23 protein-coding genes and 3 tRNA genes are annotated in these 22404 nt (G+C 59.1%); 18 read left to right on the top strand and 8 right to left on the bottom strand.

Features of this window, described 5'->3' with window-relative positions; genetic code table 11:
- Positions 1 to 102 precede the first annotated feature (102 nt).
- The 10 genes from AC1RQI_RS14730 to AC1RQI_RS14685 all read left to right on the top strand — a co-directional run bounded on the left by AC1RQI_RS14730 (position 103) and on the right by AC1RQI_RS14685 (position 8503).
- Positions 103 to 1068, top strand: a complete 966-nt coding sequence (locus tag AC1RQI_RS14730; RefSeq protein WP_481905388.1) for an acyl-CoA desaturase — start codon at positions 103 to 105, stop codon at positions 1066 to 1068.
- Entirely contained in the window at positions 1046 to 1483 is a 438-nt protein-coding gene (locus AC1RQI_RS14725) for a nuclear transport factor 2 family protein (protein ID WP_481905387.1), read from the top strand. Before AC1RQI_RS14730 ends, AC1RQI_RS14725 begins: the two co-directional genes overlap by 23 nt.
- A complete protein-coding gene (locus AC1RQI_RS14720) occupies positions 1480 to 2274 on the top strand; it encodes an SDR family NAD(P)-dependent oxidoreductase (protein ID WP_416634502.1) in 795 nt (264 codons plus the stop codon). The genes AC1RQI_RS14725 and AC1RQI_RS14720 overlap by 4 nt, the downstream gene beginning before the upstream one ends.
- A gap of 7 nt (positions 2275 to 2281) precedes the next feature.
- On the top strand, positions 2282 to 3547 hold the full coding sequence (locus tag AC1RQI_RS14715; RefSeq protein ID WP_481905386.1) for an NAD(P)/FAD-dependent oxidoreductase: 1266 nt from the start codon (positions 2282 to 2284) through the stop codon (positions 3545 to 3547).
- Positions 3544 to 4425, top strand: coding sequence for a DUF1365 domain-containing protein (locus tag AC1RQI_RS14710; protein ID WP_481905385.1), 882 nt, complete (start codon positions 3544 to 3546; stop codon positions 4423 to 4425). Before AC1RQI_RS14715 ends, AC1RQI_RS14710 begins: the two co-directional genes overlap by 4 nt.
- Complete coding sequence (locus AC1RQI_RS14705) at positions 4413 to 5690, top strand: class I SAM-dependent methyltransferase (protein ID WP_481905384.1); 1278 nt, start codon at positions 4413 to 4415, stop codon at positions 5688 to 5690. Before AC1RQI_RS14710 ends, AC1RQI_RS14705 begins: the two co-directional genes overlap by 13 nt.
- Before the next feature lie 2 nt (positions 5691 to 5692).
- Complete coding sequence (locus tag AC1RQI_RS14700; protein ID WP_481905383.1) at positions 5693 to 6229, top strand: DUF2878 domain-containing protein; 537 nt, start codon at positions 5693 to 5695, stop codon at positions 6227 to 6229.
- Positions 6210 to 6956, top strand: coding sequence for a hypothetical protein (locus tag AC1RQI_RS14695; protein WP_481905382.1), 747 nt, complete (start codon positions 6210 to 6212; stop codon positions 6954 to 6956). The genes AC1RQI_RS14700 and AC1RQI_RS14695 overlap by 20 nt, the downstream gene beginning before the upstream one ends.
- 84 nt (positions 6957 to 7040) lie before the next feature.
- Entirely contained in the window at positions 7041 to 7853 is an 813-nt protein-coding gene (xthA, locus tag AC1RQI_RS14690; protein WP_416635590.1) for an exodeoxyribonuclease III, read from the top strand.
- A gap of 26 nt (positions 7854 to 7879) precedes the next feature.
- On the top strand, positions 7880 to 8503 hold the full coding sequence (locus AC1RQI_RS14685) for a TetR/AcrR family transcriptional regulator (RefSeq protein ID WP_416634496.1): 624 nt from the start codon (positions 7880 to 7882) through the stop codon (positions 8501 to 8503).
- A gap of 6 nt (positions 8504 to 8509) precedes the next feature.
- Here AC1RQI_RS14685 and AC1RQI_RS14680 read toward each other — a convergent pair whose 3' ends face one another.
- Positions 8510 to 8941 (bottom strand): phasin family protein, encoded by a 432-nt coding sequence (locus tag AC1RQI_RS14680; RefSeq protein ID WP_416634495.1) that lies wholly within the window; start codon positions 8939 to 8941, stop codon positions 8510 to 8512.
- 63 nt (positions 8942 to 9004) lie between these two features.
- On the opposite strand from AC1RQI_RS14680, the gene AC1RQI_RS14675 reads away from it, so the two are divergent.
- Positions 9005 to 9823, top strand: a complete 819-nt coding sequence (locus AC1RQI_RS14675; protein ID WP_481905381.1) for a lysophospholipid acyltransferase family protein — start codon at positions 9005 to 9007, stop codon at positions 9821 to 9823.
- Between the two features lie 8 nt (positions 9824 to 9831).
- Positions 9832 to 10773 carry an SDR family oxidoreductase gene (locus tag AC1RQI_RS14670; protein ID WP_416634493.1) on the top strand — a complete coding sequence of 314 codons (942 nt, stop codon included), beginning with the start codon at positions 9832 to 9834 and terminating at the stop codon, positions 10771 to 10773.
- Positions 10774 to 10809: 36 nt separating this feature from the next.
- Here AC1RQI_RS14670 and AC1RQI_RS14665 read toward each other — a convergent pair.
- Positions 10810 to 10894: transfer RNA gene (locus tag AC1RQI_RS14665), tRNA-Leu, on the bottom strand.
- A 117-nt stretch (positions 10895 to 11011) separates the two neighbouring features.
- Positions 11012 to 11788 (bottom strand): class I SAM-dependent methyltransferase, encoded by a 777-nt coding sequence (locus tag AC1RQI_RS14660; RefSeq protein WP_416634492.1) that lies wholly within the window; start codon positions 11786 to 11788, stop codon positions 11012 to 11014.
- A gap of 326 nt (positions 11789 to 12114) precedes the next feature.
- Here AC1RQI_RS14660 and AC1RQI_RS14655 point away from each other — a divergent pair, with 326 nt between their 5' ends.
- Entirely contained in the window at positions 12115 to 13533 is a 1419-nt protein-coding gene (locus tag AC1RQI_RS14655; RefSeq protein WP_481905380.1) for an aminotransferase-like domain-containing protein, read from the top strand.
- Position 13534: 1 nt separating this feature from the next.
- Here AC1RQI_RS14655 and AC1RQI_RS14650 read toward each other — a convergent pair whose 3' ends face one another.
- Positions 13535 to 15241, bottom strand: a complete 1707-nt coding sequence (locus AC1RQI_RS14650; RefSeq protein WP_481905379.1) for an alkaline phosphatase D family protein — start codon at positions 15239 to 15241, stop codon at positions 13535 to 13537.
- 213 nt (positions 15242 to 15454) lie between these two features.
- Between AC1RQI_RS14650 and AC1RQI_RS14645 the strand changes: the two genes are divergently transcribed.
- The 5 genes from AC1RQI_RS14645 (at position 15455) to AC1RQI_RS14625 (ending at position 19951) form a co-directional block, all read left to right on the top strand.
- A complete protein-coding gene (locus AC1RQI_RS14645; protein WP_481905378.1) occupies positions 15455 to 15928 on the top strand; it encodes a cyclic nucleotide-binding domain-containing protein in 474 nt (157 codons plus the stop codon).
- Between the two features lie 181 nt (positions 15929 to 16109).
- Positions 16110 to 16397 carry a hypothetical protein gene (locus tag AC1RQI_RS14640; RefSeq protein WP_481905377.1) on the top strand — a complete coding sequence of 96 codons (288 nt, stop codon included), beginning with the start codon at positions 16110 to 16112 and terminating at the stop codon, positions 16395 to 16397.
- Positions 16394 to 17782: a sensor histidine kinase gene (locus AC1RQI_RS14635; RefSeq protein ID WP_481905376.1), complete on the top strand. Its 1389-nt coding sequence runs from the start codon at positions 16394 to 16396 to the stop codon at positions 17780 to 17782. The genes AC1RQI_RS14640 and AC1RQI_RS14635 overlap by 4 nt, the downstream gene beginning before the upstream one ends.
- A complete protein-coding gene (locus AC1RQI_RS14630) occupies positions 17755 to 18201 on the top strand; it encodes a response regulator (protein ID WP_416634488.1) in 447 nt (148 codons plus the stop codon). Before AC1RQI_RS14635 ends, AC1RQI_RS14630 begins: the two co-directional genes overlap by 28 nt.
- Complete coding sequence (locus tag AC1RQI_RS14625) at positions 18191 to 19951, top strand: putative bifunctional diguanylate cyclase/phosphodiesterase (protein ID WP_481905375.1); 1761 nt, start codon at positions 18191 to 18193, stop codon at positions 19949 to 19951. The genes AC1RQI_RS14630 and AC1RQI_RS14625 overlap by 11 nt, the downstream gene beginning before the upstream one ends.
- Before the next feature lie 63 nt (positions 19952 to 20014).
- Here AC1RQI_RS14625 and AC1RQI_RS14620 read toward each other — a convergent pair.
- From AC1RQI_RS14620 to AC1RQI_RS14605, 4 genes are all read right to left on the bottom strand, one after another.
- Positions 20015 to 20088 (bottom strand) — tRNA-Cys (locus AC1RQI_RS14620).
- Between the two features lie 18 nt (positions 20089 to 20106).
- Positions 20107 to 20182 (bottom strand) — tRNA-Gly (locus AC1RQI_RS14615).
- Between the two features lie 113 nt (positions 20183 to 20295).
- Entirely contained in the window at positions 20296 to 21291 is a 996-nt protein-coding gene (locus AC1RQI_RS14610; RefSeq protein ID WP_481905374.1) for an HD domain-containing phosphohydrolase, read from the bottom strand.
- Positions 21281 to 22249 carry a response regulator gene (locus tag AC1RQI_RS14605; RefSeq protein ID WP_481905373.1) on the bottom strand — a complete coding sequence of 323 codons (969 nt, stop codon included), beginning with the start codon at positions 22247 to 22249 and terminating at the stop codon, positions 21281 to 21283. Before AC1RQI_RS14605 ends, AC1RQI_RS14610 begins: the two co-directional genes overlap by 11 nt.
- Positions 22250 to 22404 lie beyond the last annotated feature (155 nt).

Here is a 22404-nt window from a genome sequence, read left to right as displayed (position 1 = left end):
ACCTTCCGTGTTTCCTGCTGATCCGGTGACCCTGTTCCGGCGTAAACTTCAATAACAAACAGCGCACTAGGGCTCCTTCCCTCCAAGCAGGCAACAGGCATTATGGCAAGAGCGAGTGATCTTCTTTACAGCTTTCTCAGGTGGTTCGACGCCGAGGCCGGCGCGGATCGTATTGATGGCACCAGTACCCGGTTGAACTGGATCCGGATTATGCCGTTTATTGGCTTGCACCTGGGCTGCCTGGGGGTTATCTGGGTCGGCGTCAGCCCGTTTGCAGTCTGGTTTGCGCTGGGCTTTTTCGTGTTGCGGATGTTCGCCATCACCGGTTTCTACCATCGCTATTTTGCCCACAAGACCTTCAGCACCAATCGCTTCTGGCAATTCGTGTTCGCGGTGATCGGTGCCAGTGCCGTTCAGCGTGGGCCGCTCTGGTGGGCCGCCCACCACCGGTACCATCACCAGCATTCGGATACGGACCAGGACCTGCATTCGCCCGAAAAGCAGGGCTTCTGGTGGTCCCACGTCGGCTGGTTCACCTGTGATGCCGCCTTCCTGACCGACTATCGGCGTGTTGGCGACTGGGCGCGGTATCCCGAGCTGAAGTTTCTCAACCGGTTTGATGCCATCGTGCCCCTGACCTGCCTGGTGGGCATTTACGCTCTGGGCGAGGCGTTGGCGGTCTGGGCTCCATCCCTGGGGACCAGTGGTGCTCAACTGACCATCTGGGGCTTCTTCATCTCCACAGTGGCGGTCTTTCACGGAACGGTGTCCATCAATTCACTTGCCCACGTTTGGGGCCATCGTCGGTTTCAGACGTCCGATGACAGCCGTAACAACTTCTGGCTGGCGCTGCTGACCCTGGGAGAGGGGTGGCACAACAACCATCACCGCTGGCCCACTTCGGCACGCCAGGGGTTCCGGTGGTGGGAAGTGGATATCACCTTCTATTTGCTTTGGACTCTGGAAAAAATAGGTATTATCAGTAATCTGAAGCCAATACCTAAAGCAGTTTATAAGGAAACACTTGAGCGGGATCGCCAGAGATATGGCCACGACGCTGAGCAGTGAACAGCTGACACGCTTTCAGGACCTTTTCAACGAGTCGCCACCGGATATCGATCGGTTGATGGATGAGTGTTACCACCAGCGGATCCTCTTCCGGGATCCGCTGGTGGAGCGGCGGGGGACAGAGCCGCTGGCGGACTACCTGCGCTCCGCCTACGTGAATGTGACGCGTTGTGAGTTCGACTTCGGAGAGCCAGCCCAGAACGCCCACAGCGTTTGCCTGCCCTGGAGCATGACCCTGGAGCATCCCAGGTTGGCGCGTGGCCGGGCCTTTATCGTTGAGGGCGTCAGCCTTCTTCAGGGGCAGGATGACCAGATCATTTTTCATCGGGACTACTACGATGCGGGGCAGCTTCTCTATGAAAACATCCCGTTAATCGGCCGCCTCATTCACTGGATCAGGAGCAGGGCAGCATGAATTCTGGATACGGCAACAACGACCTGACCGTCTGGTTGACGGGCGCAAGTTCCGGTATCGGATTGGCGGTCCTCGCCGAGCTGGTGCACAGCGGGCATCGGGTTATTGCAACCGGGCGCAGCCGGGAAAAGCTGGAGGGGCTCGTTTCCGAATACGGCGATTCGGTGATTCCCCTGCCCGGAGACGTGACCAGCCCGGAGGATTGCCGGTATTTCCAGACGCAACTTCAAGCGCTTGCGCCGATTGATTGGGCCATACTCAACGCGGGCACCTGCGAATACATGGACGTTTCGGCGTTCGACGCAGAGTTGGTGTCGCGTGTGATCAATACGAACATTGTGGGCACCGCCCGTGCCATTGAAGCCGTTCTGCCCGCCCTGCGAAGCCGGCGCAGCCAGGGCGTGACGCCACTGCTTGCCGTTGTCGGTTCGTCCGCCTGGTGGTTCCCCTTTACCCGGGCGGAGGCCTATGGGGCCTCCAAGGCGGGTCTCGCGTACCTGGCCGATTCCCTGCGAGCCGATCTGGCGGGAGAAGGGATTGATGTGTCGCTGGTTTCGCCAGGGTTCGTGCGCACCCCCCTGACGGATCAGAACGATTTCTCGATGCCGTTCCTGATGGAAGCGGAGGATGCCGCCCGGATCATGGTGCGGGACCTGACCCGCCACAAGGCGGAGAGCCACTTCCCCAAGCGTTTCACGTGGATGCTCAAGGTGATGGCATGCCTGCCACGCCCACTGCGTGACCGGATGGCGGCGAACATGGCCCGCAGCAACGCCCAGCAAACCGGCTGACCCGATCATGACCAACCCACAACGTATCGCCGTCATTGGCAGTGGTATCTCTGGTCTCGTCTGCAGCTGGCTGCTCAGCCGTCGGCACGAGGTTCATCTCTATGAGGCCGAAGCCGATCTGGGCGGCCATACCAACACCGAGTATGTGCGCGCCGGTGGCCAGGACTGGCCCGTCAATACCGGGTTCATCGTCTACAATGACTGGACCTATCCCAACTTCATCCGGATTATGGAGCAACTGGGCGTTGCCTCCGAGACCTCCAGCATGAGCTTCAGCGTACACGGGGGTGACGCTGGGCTTGAGTACAATGGCACCAGCCTGGACGCCCTCTTCGCCCAGCGGCGCAACCTGGTTAATCCGCGATTCCTGAACATGGTGCGCGAGATTCTGCGGTTCAATCGCCTTACTCGCGACGACCTGGCCAATGACCGCATCGGGGCGCGGGAAACCCTGGGCGATTACCTGGAACGCCACCGCTTCTCACGTTACTTCCGTCAGCATTACATCCTCCCGATGGGGGCCGCGATCTGGTCCGCATCCGAGCGTGACATCGACCGCTTCCCGGTGTGCTTTTTCCTGCGGTTTTTCCGCAATCATGGCATGCTGTCGGTCTCGGACCGGCCGACCTGGCGCGTCATCCAGGGCGGCTCTGAAGCCTATATCCCGGGTTTGACCAAACCCCTGGGCGAGCGTGTCTACACCCACACGCCCGTTAAGGCGGTGGCCCGGGATGCGGATGGCGTAACGCTGACCTCAAGGCGCGGCGATGAGCGTTTTGACCAGGTCATCATGGCCACCCATGCGGACCAGGCCCTGAACGTACTAACGGATGCGACGGATGAGGAGCGCAGGATCCTGGGAGCGCTCCCCTACCAGTCCAACGATGTGGTGCTGCACACGGATACCTCGGTGCTCCCGCGCAGGCGGCGTGCCTGGGCCGCCTGGAACTACCATCTGCCGGAATCCCCGGATGAGCCGGTGTCCGTAACCTACAATATGAACATCCTCCAGAACTTTCACCGGGCGCCCGAGACGTTCTGTGTGACGCTGAATCGCACCCATGCGATTGATCCGTCGCGCATCATCAAGCGCTTCCAGTATTCGCACCCGCGATTCACGCTGGAAGGCGTTGATGCGCAGAACCAGTATGAACGCATCGGTGGCCGCCATCGTACCCATTACTGTGGTGCCTATTGGTCCAATGGGTTCCACGAGGATGGGGTGCGTAGTGCCCTGCGTGTGTGTGAGTCACTGGGAGACATGCTGGAATGAGCGCCACGCCACTGGCCAGCCAGTTTCTGGAAGGTAGCATCCGCCACCGGCGCGTTACCCCGGTGCGGCATGACTTCAGTTACCCCATTGGCCTGTACGCCATCCGTCTGGCCGAGTGGGATGACCTCCCTGCCCTGCACAGTGCTGTATCCACCCGCCGCCTGAACCGGGTGTGGTTTCGCCGGCGTGATTACTTCCAGCCGGGCAACGGGTCTCTTGATGGCGCGGTACGGCGCCATGTGGAGCTGGCCACCGGCGAGCGGCCCCGTGGCCCTGTTGAGCTGGTCACGCATCCCCGTTACTGGGGCTGGCTTTTCAACCCCGTGAGCTTCTATTTCTGCTACCCGGAGAACCCGCACCAGGCGGCCAACCCGGTGCCGGATGCGATACTGGCTCAGATCACCAATACGCCCTGGCACCAGCGCCACACCTATGTCCTGTCGGGCGGGGCTATTACGGAGACGGGCTCGGGCTGGCGCTCGCGGCGTTATCGTTTCGCCAAACAGTTCCATGTGTCGCCGTTCAATCCCATGGAACAGGACTACGAGTGGCTCTTCAGCTTCCATCCCGAGAGGCTGCATGTCCACATGAACGTGCGTGGCGCCGAGGGCAAGGTCTTTGATGCCACCCTGGCCACCAAGCGTCAATGCCTCACGCGTGACACCCTGCGGTACGCGTTGAAGCGTTTCCCGGCCGAAACCATCAAAGCCAGTCTGGGCATCCATCTCAACGCCTTCCGGCTCTGGCGCAAGGGCGCGGTTTTCCACGATCACCCCCAGTGGGAGGGAGAATCCGCTGGCACCCTTGGTCCCAGGCTGGAAGAACCTGAAATGACCTCATCGCAATTGTTTGGAAGCGTTACATCATGGAAAACGTGAAGACCACGACTGTCTCAGCACTGGCACCCCTCGACCATTGGGCCCGGGCCCTCGTGGCCGCGACGCTTCGCAACCTGGAGCAAGGCCAGCTCCGCGTGGTGGAGGGGGATCATGAAACCTGGTTCGGCCATGATGACGGGCTGCATCAGCCGGTGCAGCTGACCGTGCACGACGCCACCGCCTGGCGGGACATGGTGTCTGGCGGCAGCATCGGAGCCGCAGAGGCTTACGTGGCTGGTGACTGGGACTCCCCTGACCTGGTCAAGCTGCTGCGTTTTTTCGCGCGCAATAATGACCGTATGAACGGCTTTGAGGACCGGGTCTCCTGGGTGGCCAAGCCGGCCCGGCGTTCCCTGCACTGGCTCAACCGCAATACGCGCACCGGCGCACGTAAGAACATTGAGGCCCACTACGATCTGGGTAATGAGCTTTTCGCCCGCTTCCTGGACCCGACGATGATGTACTCGGCCGCCATCTTCCCCGAGGCGGACACTACCCTGGAGGCGGCATCCAGGTACAAGCTGGACCGGATCTGCCAGAAACTGGATCTGCGCCCAGGCGATCAGGTCGTGGAAGTTGGTACGGGCTGGGGAGGCTTTGCGCTGCATGCCGCACGCCATTACGGCTGCCATGTAACCACCACGACTATCTCCGCGGAACAGTACGAATGGGCACGCGAATCGATCGCGAACGCAGGGCTTGAGGAGCGCATAACCCTGCTCTGCGAGGATTACCGGAACCTGGAAGGCACCTACGACAAGCTGGTCTCCATCGAGATGATCGAGGCAGTCGGCCCCCAGTTCCTGGGCGAGTACATGGAGCAACTCAGTGCCCTTCTCAAGCCGGATGGCCTGGCGCTGATCCAGGCCATCACCCTGCCTGAACAACGCTACGAACGCGCCCTGAAGAACGTGGACTTCATTCAGCGCTATATTTTCCCGGGCAGCTTCATTCCGTCTCTGGGCGCCATCATGGGGGCAGTTCGGGACCGTTCGGACCTGATCTTCAGCCATGCCGAGGACATCGGGCTGCATTACGCCCGCACCCTGGCCTGCTGGCGCGAGCGTTTCGAGGCCAACCGTGACGCCATCCATGACCTCGGGTACTCTAACGCCTTTATCCGTTTGTGGCGGTACTATTTCGCCTACTGCGAAGCTGGGTTTGCGGAGCGACGCATCGGAAACCTACAGCTGCTGCTGGGCAAGCCTCAAAACCGCCGCGCCTGTATTGTCGCCGCTGGCGACCTGACCGACGGGGGAACCTGAACATGCGCAGCCTTGCGAACTTCATCCTCTTCCAGATCGGATGGTTCCTGGCCGTACTCTACCCGGGCCAGCAGGCCGCCCTGGCGGGCCTTGCCATCGTGGCAGCCCACCTGGTGTTCATCAGCGGCTTTGCCCAACGCGAGTTCCGTTTCATCCTGATGGCAACGGTGCTTGGCAGCGTGTTGGATGTGTTCCACCAGAACATGGGGGTGCTCAGCTTCCCTGGTTATGAGGGCGCCTTTGCCAGCGGCATGATCCCCGCCTGGCTGATCATGCTCTGGGCCGTGTTCGCCACGGCCGTTAACCATTGCCTGTACTGGATGCGCCACTACCGGGTGATTCTGTTTGGGATGCCGCCCTTTGCGGGGGCCCTCGCCTACGCAGCGGCTGAGCAGGCAGGCACAATCGAGATTGGTTACGGACTCTGGGGCGTGGTGGCCATTGGCATTGGCTGGGGCGTGATCTATCCGGTGTTGGTGCGCATCAGCCAGTGGCTGGAATCCATTGAGGAGGGCTCACTTGGTGAACAACGCTGGTAAGTGCCTTCTGGCGGGCCTGCTCATGGTGGTTTTGGGGGCCAGTGCTGGCGCCGAGCAGGTGGTGAGGTTTAAGGGGGTAGCGGCCTCACTGGATAGCGGTGACAGGGTTTACACTGAGCATCATCGCCAGACTGGCGAATGCCGCAATGGCTTCTGGGCGCCGATCAAGGACAAGGTTACCTATCGAACGCCCGAGGGCAATCTCATTGCAGAGAAAACGGTCGACTATGGTGAGGCACCGGCCCAGCCGGGTTTTGTGCTGGCGGACCAGCGCTTTGGTGAGCGGGTAGAGGTGACCAGGCCGGCGGATGAGCGAATCCAGGTCCGTTACCGTTCCCCGAGCGGCGAGCAGTCCTCCTACCAGGTAGCGGTTCCAGAGAATGGCGTGATTGATGCGGGATTCGAGGTCATGGTGCGCCAGAACTGGGAGGCGCTTGTGACAGACGGGGATGCCGTCAGGATCGAATTCCTGGCCCCCACCCGGGGCCGTTTTTACACCTTCAGGGCGGAACCGGCAGAACTGGCAGCGCTGGAAGGCGAGCATGTGTTCCGGATCAGCGTGGCCGGCTGGGTGTCCAGCTGGTTTGTGGATCCCATCCACCTTGCGTTTAACGACCAGCGCCAGCTCACGGACTTTTACGGCCTTACCAATATCCTGCGAACCCCCGAGGAAAACCATAAGGCTCATATCCGCTATGAGTACCAGCGCACACCCGAGTGCCGCTGATAACCTGCACCGCCGCTGCAGCTGTGGTAGGGTATAGCGCCGTTGACCCCCTACATTACCCATATGCATAAAGACCCCGATATCATGCGTTTCACCACCTTTAACGTGAATGGCATCCGCGCGCGGATGCACCAGCTGGAACAGCTCGTGCACGAGTATGAGCCGGACGTGATTGGCCTCCAGGAGACCAAGGTAGCGGATGAACAGTTTCCCGCTGCCGAGGTGGAGCAGCTGGGCTATCACGTGAACTGGTTCGGCCAGAAGGGCCATTATGGCGTGGCGCTGCTGAGCCGGAACGAGCCGGTGCGGGTGCAGCGTGGTTACCCATGGGACGACGATGAGGCCCAACGGCGCCTGATTACCGCCGACATCCCCGTGGGCAACGAAACCGTTACCGTTATCAATGGCTATTTCCCCCAGGGCGAAAGCCGGGATCACCCCACCAAGTTTCCGGCCAAGGAACGCTTTTACCAGGACCTCCAACGGCTGCTTCAGGAGCACTATTCGCCGGAGCACCCGCTGATGGTCATGGGGGATCTTAATATCTCCTCGACCGATCTTGATGTTGGAATTGGCGAGAACAACCGTAAGCGCTGGCTCCGCGAGGGCAAATGCTCCTTCCTGCCGGAGGAACGGGAGTGGCTGGATCAGGTGAAGAACTGGGGGCTGAGCGACGTCTACCGGCGCCTCTACCCGGAGACCGATGATGATTTCAGCTGGTTCGACTATCGCAGCCGGGGATTTGAGCGCGACCCCAGGCGCGGTCTCAGGATTGACCTGATCCTGGCGACGGAAGCCCTCGCCGAGCGCGTGACAGATGGAGGGATTTCCTACAGGATCCGGAGTATGACCAAGCCCTCGGACCATTGTCCGGTATGGGCTGACTTTCGCCGGTAAACACTGCACTGGGATGGTGCGGCCTCATGAAGCGCAAGACCCGTGACCGGATTCTCGATGCCAGCCTGGCGCTTTTCAACGCGGATGGGGAATCCAACGTAACCACGTTGCAGATTGCGGATGAGATCGATATCAGTCCGGGCAACCTGTATTACCACTTCAAGAGCAAGGGCGAGATCGTTACCGAGCTTTACGACCGCTATGAACAGGAGATCGAGGATCTTCTGGCGGTCCCCGAGGTTGAGATCTCGGTGGACGACCAGTGGCTCTTCCTTCACCTGGTCTTTGAGACCATTGCCCGTTACCGGTTCCTGTACCAGGACCTGGTTAATGTCCTCTCCCGTTACCCGGTTCTCCAGCCCCGCTTCCAGCGCATTGTAAAGCAGAAATACCAGGCCACGCGCCGGATCTGCGCCAGCTTCCGGGAACAGGGCATTCTCTCGGCCACGGACCGGGAGGTCGAGGCGCTCTGCCACCAGATCGTGCTGACGCTGAATTACTGGCTCAGCTTCGAAATGCTCTCCCACCTTAATGAAAAGGACGCGGTGGATTTGAGCCGGGGCGTCTACCAGGTGATGGTCCTGGTTGCTCCCTATCTCCGTGCCGCAGAGCGTGAAGCACTGGAGGCAATGAGCCAGGATTATCTGTAGGCCGCGTTAGCCATTGCGCTGGTCGAGTTCAGTGCGCAGTTTTTCCACCTCTTCCTGGAGCGTCTGTACCTGCTGTTCCAGTTCGCGCATTCGCCCCGGGGTCGGTATGCCCAGCCGCTCCAGAGCCCTTGAAACCCGTTGGTCGAATACGGACTCGAGCCGGTTCCAGGTTCCGGAAGCGCGCTCGCGGACCTCGCCCACACTGTCTTCCACCGCCCTGACCTGACGATTCACGGCGCCCCGGGTGCGGTTTTCGATGTCCTCACCTTCCTTGACCAACCGCTCGAAAAAACGGCCGGTGTCCTCTTCCGCCTTGGTGTAAGCTCCCAGTCCAGCCAGCCAGATCTGGCGCGCGGAATCCTTGATGCGCTCTGCCAGTTGCTGCTGTTCATGGGTTGTTTCGGTGCTGGATTCTTCGTCGTCTTTCTTTCCCACCATGGGTTTGGACTCCGGCGCATGCTTTCTGTAAGAATCCCATTATACCTGAACCCAGGGCATCGCATGAAACTGAGACAGTATCTGAAGCAACGGATCGTGCCCCAGGCGATTGATCGCCAGGTGGACCGGATGCGCAAGACCACAGGGAGTCTTGGCCATGACCCCTGGGGCTTCCAGGAGGATACCGCCAAGATCGGCATGACGCTGGTGCGGCCGGTGCATGACTACTGGTTGCGTGTTGACAGCCGCGGTGAGGATAAGGTGCCGGCCGAAGGGCCGGTCCTGCTGGTGGCCAACCACAGTGGTCAGCTGCCGCTGGATGGGGTCATGATCGGTTATACCCTCGCCAACAGGGCCCAGGCACCGCGCTTACCGCGTGCCATGATCGAACGCTTTTTCCCGACCGTTCCGTGGCTGGGCAACCTGCTGAACCGGATGGGCGCGGTACTGGGCGACCCCGCCAACTGTGCCCGAATGCTTGAGAACAACGAGGCGATCATCGTCTTTCCCGAGGGAATCCGGGGGTCCGGCAAACCCTACCGCGAACGCTACCAGCTGAAACGCTTTGGCAGTGGTTTCATGCGGCTTGCCATGGAACACAACGCCACCGTTGTTCCCGTCGGTGTTGTTGGCTGTGAGGAAACCATGCCAGCGTTTGGCAATATCCGCCCCCTGGCACGCTGGTTGGGCGTGCCTTATGTGCCAGTGGCCGCCCCGGTGGTGCTACCAAGCCGGGTCCTGTTGCGCTTTGGTGAGCCCATGCACTTCGAACCGGATCTGGAGATGACCGAGGAGGTCCTGGCCCAAAAGGTGGACAGGGTCCGCAAAGCCATCAGCGACCTGATCGACCAGGGGCTGAGCGAACGGGAGCGGGTATTTTGAGCGGCGCCATGGATAACAGGCCAACACTGCTGGTGACCGGTGCCGGCGGCGCCCTGGCTCAGCAGGTGATCCAGCACCTGCGCAATGAATACCGGATTGTGGCCGTGGATTTCCGCGCGGAGGTCTGGCTCGGCCCCGATGTGGCCAGCTACCGTGTGGATTTCCAGAAGCGGGGCTTCGAGGACCTTTTCCGGCGGTACCGCTTTGATGGGGTGATCCACCTGGGGCGTATCATGTCCAGCCAGGGCACGCGGCTCAGCCGCTACAACGCCAATGTGCTGGGCACGGACCGGTTGCTGTCACTCAGCGACCAGTATGGAGTGCGTCGGGTCATCATCCTTTCCACCTACCATGTCTACGGCGCCAACGCCTTCAACCCGGCACTGATTGACGAATCCTATCCGCTGAAAAGCGCGGGACTGAGCATGGACCTGGTGGATTCCGTAGAGCTGGAGAACCTGGCCACGATCTATCTCTGGCGCAACCCCAACCTCAACATCACCATACTGCGCCCCTGCAACATTGTGGGGCCGGGTGTGCGCAATACCATCAGCAACCTGCTGGCCTCACGCTATGCACCTGTGATGGCGGGTTTTTCGCCCATGATGCAGTTCATTCACAGTGAGGACATGGCGCGGGCCATTGAAACGGCCTATCGTCAGCCGCACACGGGCATCTTCAACGTAGCACCTGAGGACTGGGTGGAGTATCGTGACGCACTGGAGGCCTGTGGTTGCCAGCCCGTTCCGGTTCCCTCCATACCGCCTGTCCTGCCCCGCACGATGCTGCGCGCGCTTAACATGAGGCGCTTCCCGTCGTATCTTATGGATTTCTTCAAGTACCCGGTCATTATTGATGGGCGCCAATTCGCCCAACGCTTCCAGTTTGAACCGGAACGCCGGCTGGAGACGATCTTCCGCTATTATCGCGAGCTTCGGTACCAGTCCTGAACGGACGTGGCATGTCGACATAGGAACAGGGAGAGGTGGTGCGGCTGGCCGGACTTGAACCGGCACGCCCGAAGGCAGGGGATTTTAAGTCCCCAGTGTCTACCCATTCCACCACAGCCGCAAAAGGAAAGGCGTCGGGATTGTATAAACCCCCGAAAGGGAACGCAATCACAGCCCCCAAAAAAGAAAACCCCGCGACCGGAGCCGCAGGGTTTCCAACTGAGCCATCCAGTGGTTCTTACGTTTCCTGCGGGCGGAAGGCAACCTGCTGAATGAAATCCACCTGGTTCAGGATGTACGGACGCTGCATGTCGCCGTAGCGCTCAACATTGACGAAGCCCGCATCCTCGAGGAGGTAGGTCACATAGTCCTGACGCAGCGGGTACATGTTCAGCTGGAAAGTCCGGCCGTCCTTGAAGGTGTAATGGAACTGGGCCAGACGGCGATGCAGCTGGGCCGGGCCCACATCCACGCCGTCACCGCAATAGTTGTAGGCATGCTTGGAGCTGTAGCCTTCGTCCAGCATGGTGTCGTAGTTGCGGTGGTCGATGATCAGCATGCCACCCGGGCGCAGGGTCCGGAACATCGCGTGCAGAGCATCGCGGCGCTGTTCGTGGTCGAACAGGTGGGTAAAGGAGTTACCGAGGCACACGATGGCGTCGTACTTTTCCTTGCCCAGGGTGTCGTCCAGGGTCAGCCAGTCAGCAACGCGGGAATCAGCGAAGGTTGCGCCACGCGCTTTGGCGTTCTCCCGCGCCTTTTCGAGCATATTTTCTGAACCGTCAGTGGCGGTTACGTTGAAGCCCGCCAACGCGAGGGCCACGCCGTTAACGCCGGTACCGGTGGCAACGTCAGCGACATCTTTAGCGCCGTGGGCCCTGAGCAGCCGTTCGTAAAAGGGTCCATCACGTTCCAGGCGATCATCCCAGCCAACGAGATCATCCCAGTACTCGGCAAAACTGGGGGTATACTGTTCGTACTGCTCGCCGGCATTCGCATTTTCTACAGCTGTCATGGTTCACTTCTCCTTGAAATTGGTCCGCAGGAACATCCGCTTTGATCATTCAGGGAGTCCTGCCGTGGTTTCCGTATGCAGGTGTTGCATACCGCTTCCCCATCGGTAGGTGGTTGGCACCACCGCCTGAAGGACCAGGCTGGCCAGCGATGGGAACGGGAACGCCGGGCGGGTTTGATGCCGGCGTCCGACCACGACCAAGGCGAACTCTACGCCCATTAATTTTGACGGTACAGATTCAGAAACGTAAAAAAGGTACCATAACAGTTTTCGGTTTCCCCCTATGGAAGCGCTTTCGAGAACCTTGTCCAGAACCAGGAGTAGACATGACGAAATGGCTCTATGAGGACGTGGCCGGCCAGATCGCCCAACAGATCGAGGACAGTGTCTACAGCCCGGGAGACCGCTTGCCGGGCGTGAGAAAGCTCTCCCAGCAATTTGGGGTGAGCCTGGCCACGGCGGTGGAGGCCTGCCAGCTTCTGGAAGACCGGGGCATCATCCGCGCCCGGCCCCGCTCAGGGTTCTATGTCCAGGAGCCTGATGCGGCCCCGGTGGAATGGCGCAAACCGGAGAGCACCGAGGACGGCCCGACCCTGGTGACCGGCCAGGCCCGGGTTCTGGAGTTGATCCGCCATCATGGTGATCCCTCGATACTGCCGCTGGGAACGGCGGTGCCGGATCCGGACCTGCTGCCGCTGACGGCGCTGGATCGCTGTATCGGTCACGCCCGCCGTGTGCACCGTAACCGTGTGGCGGCTTATGACTTCCCTCCCGGGGATGAATCCCTGCGAGTCCAGATTGCCCGGCGCATGGCAGACGCCGGTTGCCACATCAGCCCGGACGACGTGGTGATCACGGGGGGGTGCCAGGAATCGATTTCGTTGAGCCTAAGGGCCGTGGCCAGTCCCGGGGATGTGATTGCCATCGAATCCCCAACCTTCTATGGCATCCTTCAGGCCATTGAATCCCAGGGCATGCGGGCGCTGGAGCTGCCCACCGAGCCCGGCGGCGGTATCCACCCGGAAACCCTGGAAAGCGCCATTCAGCGCTGGCCCATACAGGCGTGCGTGGCCATGCCCAACTATGGCAACCCACTGGGCCACCTGGCCTCCAATGCCCGCAAGGAGGCCACCGTTAACCTGCTCGCGGACCAGGGGATTCCGTTGATTGAGGATGACGTCTATGGAGAACTGGGCTTCACGGGTGACCGGCCCTGGGCGGCCAAGGCCTGGGATACGGACGGGGGCGTCATGTACTGCAGTTCCTTTTCCAAGACACTGGGCTCCGGCATGCGGATTGGCTGGGCGGTTCCAGGGCGCTACCGGGACCAACTAACCTATCTCAAGTATGCCACCAACCAGGCTGCCCCAACCCTTCAGACGCTCGCCCTGGCGCGTTTCCTGGACCAGGGTGGTTATGATCGCTATCTGAGGCGCATACGCCGAATCTATCAACGCCAGGTCAACCGGGTGGCTCGTGGCATCCAGGAGCATTTTCCACGCGGGACCCGGGTCAGCCGGCCGCGTGGCGGGTTCGTGCTCTGGGTGGAACTGCCGGAGCCCGCGAGCGCCCTCAAGTTGCAGCAGCAGGCTCTGGAAGAAGGCATCAGCATTGCGCCCGGCCCCCTGTTCTCCTCGACGGAGCGCTTCCAGCGCTATCTCAGGATCAACTGTGGCGTTGCCGACGCGGACCGTGTGGATGCCGCCCTCGCCCGGCTGGGGCGTTTAACACGAAGGCGGTTATAGACTAAACCTCTTCGATCTGCTTCTTTCCGGAGCGGATCTGAAGCGATCGGGCGCGATCCTGGTCCAGTTCATACCTTGCGGATTTGATGGTGCTCACGAAGCGCCAGTCCGCCCGGGCATTGGCCTCGGTGAACGTTACCACCATGTAGCCGCGCTGGTTCAGGTTTGTGTATTGCAAGTCATCGATCAGAAGCTGAAAGGCGCCTTCGACCTCTCCGATTTGATCCTGTGGAAGTCCCAGGTAGCTTTCCAGCCCCGGAGAGCTGATCGATGACGTTGCGAATTCGGCGCCCACGGCAGTGCCATCACGCATCGTCAGGTTGTTGGCCCAGGCATTGTGTGTATCCCCGGCGAGTACAACCAGATTCTTGCCGGACGCTTGGGCCGCTCCCAGCACCCGTTCGCGCTCGGCCATGTAGCCGTCCCAGGCATCCAGATTATAGGGGATAGTGGTTTCAACGCGTGCCCGCTCCGCCTCGGTTATCGTTGTGTCCCCCTGGCGGATACGCTGCTTGATCCGGGCCAGTTCCTGGAGGGTTTCAGCGTCCGGGCCTTGTGTCAGCAGTTCCGCGGGCCATTCCATGCGCCCCATCAGGACCTGCTGCCCCAGAACCTGCCAGGTTGAGGTCGAGCCCCCCACCTGGTTCCGGAGCCAGTTTGCCTGTTCCGCGCCCAACAGGGTCCGGTTGGCATCACCGACATCCGCTACGAACCGCTCCTGCTCAAAACCGCCCTGTTCAGTGACAAAGTCCTCAAGCGCGAATGGCTCATCACGGCCTATGATGCGGGTATCCAGCATGTGCAGGCTTACCAGGTTGCCAAAGTCAAAGCGGCGATAAATAGCCTGGTCGTCCGGCTGAACAGGGCGTATCGGCATCCACTCAAAATACGCCTGCAGGGCATCGCGCTTGCGGTCAGCGTAATCGCCCTCCCCTTCGTTTGCCTCGTGATTTTCGGCCCCCTCGCGCCATGCGTCGTTGGCGACCTCGTGGTCGTCCCAGACGGCAATCATGGGCAGCGTTTGGTGCAGGGTTTTCAAGTTGGAATCCGAGTGGTATTGGGCGTAGCGCTTGCGGTAGTCCGCCAGCGTTATGATCTCACCGGATGGGTCTGGTACCCGGCCCAGGGCTTCGGCATCTTCAGTGGCGTATTCGCCCGCGCCATACTCATACAGATAGTCGCCCAGATGGACAAATGCATCCAGATTGGGCTCTTTTGCAATTTCCCCATAGGCATGAAAGTAACCAGCCGGGTAATTGGCACAGGAAACGACTGCAAGCCGGACCTGATCAACGGCCCCCTCCGGGAGGGTGCGGGTTCTGCCGGTTACCGATGTGTTGCCACCAGCGTTGAACCGGTAGTAGTACGTCTTGCCCGGCTGCAATCCCTGGACATCCACTTTCAGGGTGTAGTCGTGGTCAGAGCTGACGGTTTTCCGACCATTGCGGATGACGGATGCAAACCCTTCGTCTTCAGCGACTTCCCAGTTAACGTTGACTTCGTTCCCAGTTGAGGAGGACTGCGGCAGGGCCCGGGTCCAGATGATCACGCGATCCTGGAGCGGGTCACCACTGGCAACGCCCTGATCAAAACGCGCCGGGCTCTGGTCGCTACTGCTCAGGCAACCCTGAAGCCCTGAGGAAACGGCGAATGCACCCATTGCATAGGCGCTGCCACGAATGAAGTCACGTCGGGTAATCCGGCTCATGGGATGTCCACTCCTAAAGGATCAATACGTAAAAATGCTTACATGCTAAACGTTAGGCGGATACTGTCTTTTTTTGAACGTTCAGTCAATAAAAAAGTGTGGACTGAGCTGGAAGGGAGGGATCTTCTTGAAATCCTCTAATGCCTTTTCAGGAACATGCCGCCTCCTGCTGCTAAGCTGCCATAAAAGCCTTGCGACGCCCCGAGGTTCGCCATGCCCGACCAAAGCCGTTATCAGGACGCCGTCATCGACATGCTGGTGGTATGTCCATTGTTTGACCGTTTCGCGCCCCAGGAACTGCAATACGCCGCGCCCTATTTTCACTTGGAAAACATCCCCCAGGGAGGCGAGGTTTTCCGTGAGGGCGACACTGGTACCTTCATGGGAGTGGTTCACGAGGGCAAGGTGGCCGTGCTCAAGGCCGATTCCGACAATCAACCGGTCCGGGTGGCCATGCTCCAGCGGGGCAAGACATTTGGGGAAATGGCCGTGCTCGATGGCGAACGCCGCTCGGCGAGCTGTGTGGCGGAGACCCCCTGTACCCTGCTCACCCTTTCCAAGGACTCTCTCGATAAGATGGTGGAGGCCCACCCAAAAATTGCGGCCAAGGTGATCCGTGCCCTGGCAATGTCCCTCTCACGGCGGTTGCGGATGGTGGACTTCCAGTTGGCGGATCACCAGCTTTAGGCTGGTTTCAGGCATGTTTTGACAGGCTCTCTGATTCGGCCGTAGAGGTGGGATAACGGCTACAACCAGCGGAAAAACTTCTACAGTCAACCGAAGATAACCTGATTCCACGTGAAAGGGTACGCCATCGCGTAAGGCGCTGACTTCAATAACGTGAGGCCTTGTCCCGGAGGGGGTGGCTATGTGGGATGATCTCGTTTCCTGGCTTGGCACTGATCTGATGCCACACGGACACTGTTTTCTGTGGCGTTACGATCTGCTGCTTCTGCACGTGGGGTCGGACCTACTGATCGCCCTCGCCTACTTTTCGATTCCAGTTGCACTGTGGCTTTTTGTCAAACGCAGAACGGATCTGGCGTTCAACTGGATATTCATCATGTTCGCCCTCTTCATCTTTGCCTGTGGTGCCACTCACCTTCTGGACGCCTGGAATATCTGGAATGACCATTACTATGTGGAGGGGGCATGAAGGCGGTTACGGCGGTGGTTTCTGTGGCAACCGCCATTGCCGTCTGGCCACTACTCCCCAAGGCGCTCCAGCTGCCCAGTCCGAGTGTTCTGCAGGTTGCGAACGAACACCTTTTGCATGAGATTGAACAACGCCAGGCGGCGGAGCAGTCCCTGCGGGAAGCGAGTGAGCAACTGGAACAGCGTGTAGCGGAGAGGACGCGGGAACTGGAACAAGCCAATGCCGAGCTGGAAAGCGAAGTTCTGGATCGGCGCCGTGCCGAAAACCGCTTCCGTCGCCTGTTTGAAACCACGCCTAATGGCTTGGTTCTGGTGGATGGCGATGGTCAAATCGTCTTAGCCAACCAACAAAGTGGTGCTATTTTCGGCTATGAGCCGGACGAGCTGAAAGGTATGGCGGTCGAAACGCTGGTACCGGATGAGGTTCGGGCCCACCATGGCCAATACCGAGACAGTTACATGATTGCTCCCCAGGCGCGGGCCATGGGGCAAGGCAGGGACTTGTATGGTGTGCGCAAGGACGGCAGCAGCGTCTCGTTGGAGATTGGTTTGAGCCCGATTCAGGAGGGTGACCGGACCGAAGTGATTGCGTCGATCGTGGACAACACGGAACGCAAGCAGTTCGAGCACCAAATCCAGCGTCAGAATGAGGCTCTGACACGCTCCAACCAGGAGCTGGAGCAATTCGCTTTCATCGCCTCCCACGACCTGCGTGAACCGTTACGTAAGGTGCTTTCCTTCGGCAAGCTCCTGGCATCCGGGCGTTATGGCTCGTTCAACGCCAAGGGTGACGAGTTCATCGGCTACATGATGGACGCAGCTGAACGGATGCAACAACTTCTCGACAGCTTGTTGTCCTACAGTCGTGTAACGTCAAAAGCGTTGCCGTTTGAAATGGTTGACCTGAATAAAGTGGCCGAGGTGGTTGCGGCTGACCTTCAGATTACCCTGGAAGAAAGTGGCGCCAGCGTGGACTGGCAGGATCTGGCCACGGTAGAGGCTGATCCGGTCCAGATGCGACAGCTCTTCCAGAACCTCATCGCGAACAGCCTCAAATACCAATCCCCGGAACGCGCGCCTGTCATGCACATTTCGGCGCAGACCCAGCCGGATGGGCGTTGCCGGATCACCTTCACCGACAACGGCATAGGATTTGATCCCCAATACAGTGAGCAGATCTTTCAGGTGTTCCAGCGCCTGCATGCCCGGCACGAGTATGAAGGTACTGGCATGGGACTTGCAATCTGCCGCAAGATCCTGGAGCGCCACCGGGGCACCATTTGGGCAACAGGTGAATCGGGAGTGGGAGCACGTTTTGAGATCGTGCTGCCGTACGAGCAACCGGGCGGAGAATCCGTATGGAACCCCAAATTGTCCCCATCCTGATGGCGGAAGACGATCCCGAGGACCGCCTGCTCGCCAGGGAAGCGCTGGCGGAAGCGCGCCTTATGAACCCTCTGTATTGCGTGGAGGATGGCGAACAGCTGATGCGTTATCTGCATCGGGAGTCGCCTTTTGACGATCCACAGGTTTACCCGTTACCCAGAGTTATCCTGCTTGATCTTAATATGCCTCGCAAGGATGGCCGGACCTGTCTGCGTGAAATCAAGGCGGATCCGGAGCTTAAGCACCTTCCTGTCATTATCCTGACCACGTCCCGGCAGGATGAAGAAGTGCTCCGCAGTTATGAACTGGGTGCCAACTCCTTTATTACCAAACCTGTCGATTTCAATCAGTTGGTGACCATCATGAGCGGACTCGGAAGGTACTGGTTTTCGATCGTGGAGCTTCCCCATGAAGAATGACCTCCTGCATGTGCTCGTTGTCGACGATGACGAGGCCGATTTCATCCTGATTCAAGAGGCTTTGTCACAGACCCGTGGACTCAGCTTTCAGCTAGCCCACGTTACAGGCTTTGAACAGGCTCGCGATGCGCTTTTGGAGGATCGTTATGATGCTTACCTGGTTGACTATTATTTGGGGGTGGAAAGTGGCCTGGATTTGCTGAGAGAAGCGCGCCAGGCGCACATTGATAACCCTCTTATTGTGTTGACGGGCGCCGACAATTCGGAGCTTGATGATGTGGTCATGGAAAACGGGGCATCCGATTTCCTGCCCAAGGACGAGCTCTCTTCGCGACTGCTGGAGCGCACCATTCGTCATGCTTTGGAGCGCAAAAAGGTCGAGCGCCGCTTGCAGGCCCTGATCAAGCAGGATCCGTTGACCGGATTGGGCAACCGGAACCTTTTTGAGGAATATCTGGAACGGAGTCTGGCGCGCGCTAAGCGAAATCACTGTCTGCTCGCTGTGATGTTTCTCGATCTCAACCGCTTCAAGGAAGTCAATGACCTCTTTGGTCACCATGTGGGCGACCAACTTCTTAACAAGGTGGCAGAGCGGATTCACGCCATGGTCCGGGAGGAGGATGTGTTGGCCCGCATTGGCGGGGACGAGTTCACGCTGCTGCTGGACACGATCAAGAGACCGGAAGACGCCGCGATGGTGGCCGATAAAATCATCGATGGCTTGGCCAAGCCGGTCCCTACTGACGAGGCTTCCCTAATGGTCTCCGCGAGTGTGGGGATTGCGCTTTATCCAGCTGGGGGAGAAACGCCCACTCAATTGATGCAGAACGCGGATATTGCCCTTTACGAGGCCAAGAAGAATGGCGGAGGCAATTATCAGTTTTTCACCCGGAACCTCGAGACCCAGTTAAAGCGCAACGCTCAAATTGAAAAAGGGTTGCGCCGCGCCCTTGAAACGGGCGAATTTGAATTGTGTTTGCAGCCTCAATGGCGACTCAAGGACCAGGCGATTACTGGTGCTGAAGCACTGGTCCGATGGCGTCAACCCGACGGATCCTTGCTATTGCCCGGGGAGTTTATCCCCGTCGCTGAACGCACGGGCTTAATTATTTCACTTGGTGAATGGGTATTCGATCTGGCTTGTCGTCAATTGCAACAATGGTCAAATGACGGGTTGGATAGACTTGGAATTGCGATTAATGTATCACCCAAACAACTTAAATCAACTCAATTCATTACCAATATTCAGCGCATTCTGAAACGAACCGGAGTGGATCCTCGCCGCATCGAAATAGAGCTCACAGAAGCCCTCTTTGCCGACACTGATCCTGAAACCAAAGACGTCTTGGTTCAACTCAAAGCTATGGGAATGGCTATTGCAATTGATGATTTCGGAACAGGCTATTCGTCCATGCGTTATCTCAAGCACTTTCCGCTGGACGCACTAAAAATTGACCGCAGTTTTGTCAGTGGAGGGGGGACGCAGGAGCTCGCCGAACCGGTATTGGCTCGGTCGGTTATCGCTCTGGCAAAAGCCATGGGTCTGGAAGTTATTGCGGAAGGTATTGAAACGGAGGAGCAATTGGCGTATCTCAATAAAAAGCGGTGTGAACGTGGTCAGGGGTTTTATTTGGCAAAACCAATGTATGCTTCGGAGTTTACGGCTCTCATACAAAGTCAACCGAGCCCCAGTGCGTCGGCTCCCGATCAGGGAAAAAACAACAATTCCGAATTGGGAGCGGGCCACTAACTCAGTTGCGGGGTAAAATGGCTAGCCTTGGAGCGCCATCCGTTGCCGCTTTGACGGGACAACTGGAGGCGCGAGCCGGAATCGAACCGACGTAAGCGGAGTTGCAGTCCGCCGCATGACCACTCTGCCATCGCGCCAGCAAAAAGAATAGAAATTGGAGCGGGAAACGAGATTCGAACTCGCGACATCCACCTTGGCAAGGTGGTGCTCTACCAGCTGAGCTATTCCCGCTCTCTTTTGAAAGGCGGTTATGCCGTCCTCAACGACAGATGCGTATTGTACTGATGCACTGAGCGACGTCAATAGGCCTTACGGCCGAAGCGCTCACAGGACTGAAATGCCCTTTAGGCAGCGGGCTTGTCCTGGCACTGCTCACGTACCCTGAGAACCTGATCCTGGCAACGGAAAAACGCATCCACCAGCTCGGGATCAAAGTGCTTGCCGCTTTGCTCCCGGATCAGGTCATTCGCCTCCTCGACCGTCCCTGCCTGCTTGTAGGGGCGCTCGCTGGTCAGTGCATCGAATACATCAGCCAGTGCGGCTACACGGGCGGCGAAAGGAATCTCGTCACCTTTCAACCCTCGCGGGTAGCCCGAACCGTCCCACTTCTCATGATGGCACAGGGCCACCTCCCGTGCCATGGCCAGCAATTCGGATCCGTCCTCGCCAATGATCTCAGCGCCGATTTCAGCGTGGCGCTGCATGGTAGCCCACTCCTCGGCATCCAGCTTGCCGGGCTTCTGGAGGATAGCATCCGGGATGCCGATCTTGCCCACATCGTGCATGGCGGCGGCGTTAAGCAGGGTCTCGGACCAGGTTTCCCCCATGCCGGCTTCACGCGCGATCAGTTTTGAGTAGTGGCTCATGCGGATCACGTGAAGACCGGTTTCGTTATCCTTGTACTCGGCTGCCCGGCCCAGACGCTGCACAACCGCGAGTCGCGTTGCAACCAGTTCGTCCACCCGCACGAGCGACAAATGGTTCTGGACCCGGGCGCGGACGATGGGCGCAGAAACCGGCTTGGTGATGTAGTCTACTGCGCCCAGCTCAAAGCCCTTGGCTTCATCGCAGACGTCCGAAAGGGAGGTCACGAAGATCACTGGAATTGCATCCGTTCGCGGATCCGCCTTAAGCGTGGCACACACCTCGTGCCCGGAAAGCCCCGGCATCATCACATCCAGAAGGATCATATCCGGACGTTCCGAATGCGCCAGTTCCAGGGCCCGCTCCCCATCCTTGGCGAACAACAACCGATAGTCCTCGGCAAGAATGTTGCGCAGGATCTGTAGGTTTGAGGGTTCGTCATCCACCAGAAGGAGGGTCTTGGTGTCACTCAGCATCGTCATCCTCAAGCGTGTTGCGGAACTGTACCAGGCGTTCGGCCGCCTTCTCAGGCTCAAAACGGTCAAGCGCCTGGCGGACTGAGCGCGCGCACTCATCCGGCAAGCTGGCTTCCATCGCCGCAAAGGCCTGCTCCGGGATTTCCCCCTGTTCCAGTCTTTCAATCAGAGCCCCTAAATGCTCATCATCAAAGGCGGGTCGGGGTGTTACCGTCACCAGCGCCTCTTGCTGAGGGGGCGCGTTATAGGTCAACCAATCATCGGCGATTTGAAACTGATATTGTAGCCGTTGCCACTGGTGCTCCGTGATGGCCTGCTTGTTGCCCAGACAGGCTTCAATATCCCCAAGCGCCTGTACAAGCTTCGTAAAGCCAAGGTTGGCGGCGACCCCTTTGAGTCGATGAGCCAGTGTGGCCGCTGTTTCAGGATCGGACTCCGAGATCAGCCGCTCCGGTTGATTGTCCTCCCCCCGAAGGAACCGCCACGCGGCTTTCCAGTGTTGTTCGGAGTCATGCCAGAGTTGATCCCGTTTTTCGGTGTCCAGCACCGCTTCAGTCCCAATCGCCTCTTTGGGGTGGCGGAGCGCATCGGTTTGAAGTCCCAGAACCTGAGCTATTTCGGTTGTCAGCTCCGGAACACTGATGGGTTTACTGGCAAACCCATCCATGTCGGCACTGTCAGCTTGCTGACGGTGTTCCTGCAGGACGCTTGCGGTGAGCGCGAGCACCGGCGTGCGCTCCCGATGCTGCTCTGATTCCAGTTGACGCACATTACGCGTGGCTTCATGGCCGTTCATGATCGGCATCTGCACATCCATCAGGACGACATCAAAAAAGGCCGAACGGAATTCCTCTACCGCTTGTTTGCCATCCGTTACCGCCACTACGTCGTGGCCGCGTTGACTGAACAGCGTGTTCAACAGCTCCAGGTTTTGCGGTGCGTCATCCGCTACCAGCATCTTTAAGGGGGGTAATACCGTTTCCCGGCTCCGGGGAGCCTCCTCGGATACGGCTTCACCGCGGGCCAATGGCAACCGGAGTTATTGTCAAATCTGGTGTATGACCATCAGGCGGCGCTCCTGTCAGATTGATCCTCCACCCGTTCTCCATCCTG

The organism is Salicola sp. AFF1 (assembly GCF_056783195.1).
The sequence above is the reverse complement of the archived record's forward strand: the minus strand, read 5'-3'. Positions and strand labels throughout refer to the sequence as shown.

Bases quoted from the DNA above. Each gene is read 5' to 3' on its own strand.
- AC1RQI_RS14730 (WP_481905388.1), top strand. From the start codon at position 103: ATGGCAAGAGCGAGTGATCTTCTTTACAGCTTTCTCAGGTGGTTCGAC.
- AC1RQI_RS14725 (WP_481905387.1), top strand. From the start codon at position 1,046: ATGGCCACGACGCTGAGCAGTGAACAGCTGACACGCTTTCAGGACCTT.
- AC1RQI_RS14720 (WP_416634502.1), top strand. From the start codon at position 1,480: ATGAATTCTGGATACGGCAACAACGACCTGACCGTCTGGTTGACGGGC.
- AC1RQI_RS14715 (WP_481905386.1), top strand. From the start codon at position 2,282: ATGACCAACCCACAACGTATCGCCGTCATTGGCAGTGGTATCTCTGGT.
- AC1RQI_RS14710 (WP_481905385.1), top strand. From the start codon at position 3,544: ATGAGCGCCACGCCACTGGCCAGCCAGTTTCTGGAAGGTAGCATCCGC.
- AC1RQI_RS14705 (WP_481905384.1), top strand. From the start codon at position 4,413: ATGGAAAACGTGAAGACCACGACTGTCTCAGCACTGGCACCCCTCGAC.
- AC1RQI_RS14700 (WP_481905383.1), top strand. From the start codon at position 5,693: ATGCGCAGCCTTGCGAACTTCATCCTCTTCCAGATCGGATGGTTCCTG.
- xthA (WP_416635590.1), top strand. From the start codon at position 7,041: ATGCGTTTCACCACCTTTAACGTGAATGGCATCCGCGCGCGGATGCAC.
- AC1RQI_RS14685 (WP_416634496.1), top strand. From the start codon at position 7,880: ATGAAGCGCAAGACCCGTGACCGGATTCTCGATGCCAGCCTGGCGCTT.
- AC1RQI_RS14680 (WP_416634495.1), bottom strand. From the start codon at position 8,941: ATGGTGGGAAAGAAAGACGACGAAGAATCCAGCACCGAAACAACCCAT.
- AC1RQI_RS14675 (WP_481905381.1), top strand. From the start codon at position 9,005: ATGAAACTGAGACAGTATCTGAAGCAACGGATCGTGCCCCAGGCGATT.
- AC1RQI_RS14670 (WP_416634493.1), top strand. From the start codon at position 9,832: ATGGATAACAGGCCAACACTGCTGGTGACCGGTGCCGGCGGCGCCCTG.
- AC1RQI_RS14660 (WP_416634492.1), bottom strand. From the start codon at position 11,788: ATGACAGCTGTAGAAAATGCGAATGCCGGCGAGCAGTACGAACAGTAT.
- AC1RQI_RS14655 (WP_481905380.1), top strand. From the start codon at position 12,115: ATGACGAAATGGCTCTATGAGGACGTGGCCGGCCAGATCGCCCAACAG.
- AC1RQI_RS14650 (WP_481905379.1), bottom strand. From the start codon at position 15,241: ATGAGCCGGATTACCCGACGTGACTTCATTCGTGGCAGCGCCTATGCA.
- AC1RQI_RS14645 (WP_481905378.1), top strand. From the start codon at position 15,455: ATGCCCGACCAAAGCCGTTATCAGGACGCCGTCATCGACATGCTGGTG.
- AC1RQI_RS14640 (WP_481905377.1), top strand. From the start codon at position 16,110: ATGTGGGATGATCTCGTTTCCTGGCTTGGCACTGATCTGATGCCACAC.
- AC1RQI_RS14635 (WP_481905376.1), top strand. From the start codon at position 16,394: ATGAAGGCGGTTACGGCGGTGGTTTCTGTGGCAACCGCCATTGCCGTC.
- AC1RQI_RS14630 (WP_416634488.1), top strand. From the start codon at position 17,755: ATGGAACCCCAAATTGTCCCCATCCTGATGGCGGAAGACGATCCCGAG.
- AC1RQI_RS14625 (WP_481905375.1), top strand. From the start codon at position 18,191: ATGAAGAATGACCTCCTGCATGTGCTCGTTGTCGACGATGACGAGGCC.
- AC1RQI_RS14610 (WP_481905374.1), bottom strand. From the start codon at position 21,291: ATGCTGAGTGACACCAAGACCCTCCTTCTGGTGGATGACGAACCCTCA.
- AC1RQI_RS14605 (WP_481905373.1), bottom strand. From the start codon at position 22,249: ATGCTGGTAGCGGATGACGCACCGCAAAACCTGGAGCTGTTGAACACG.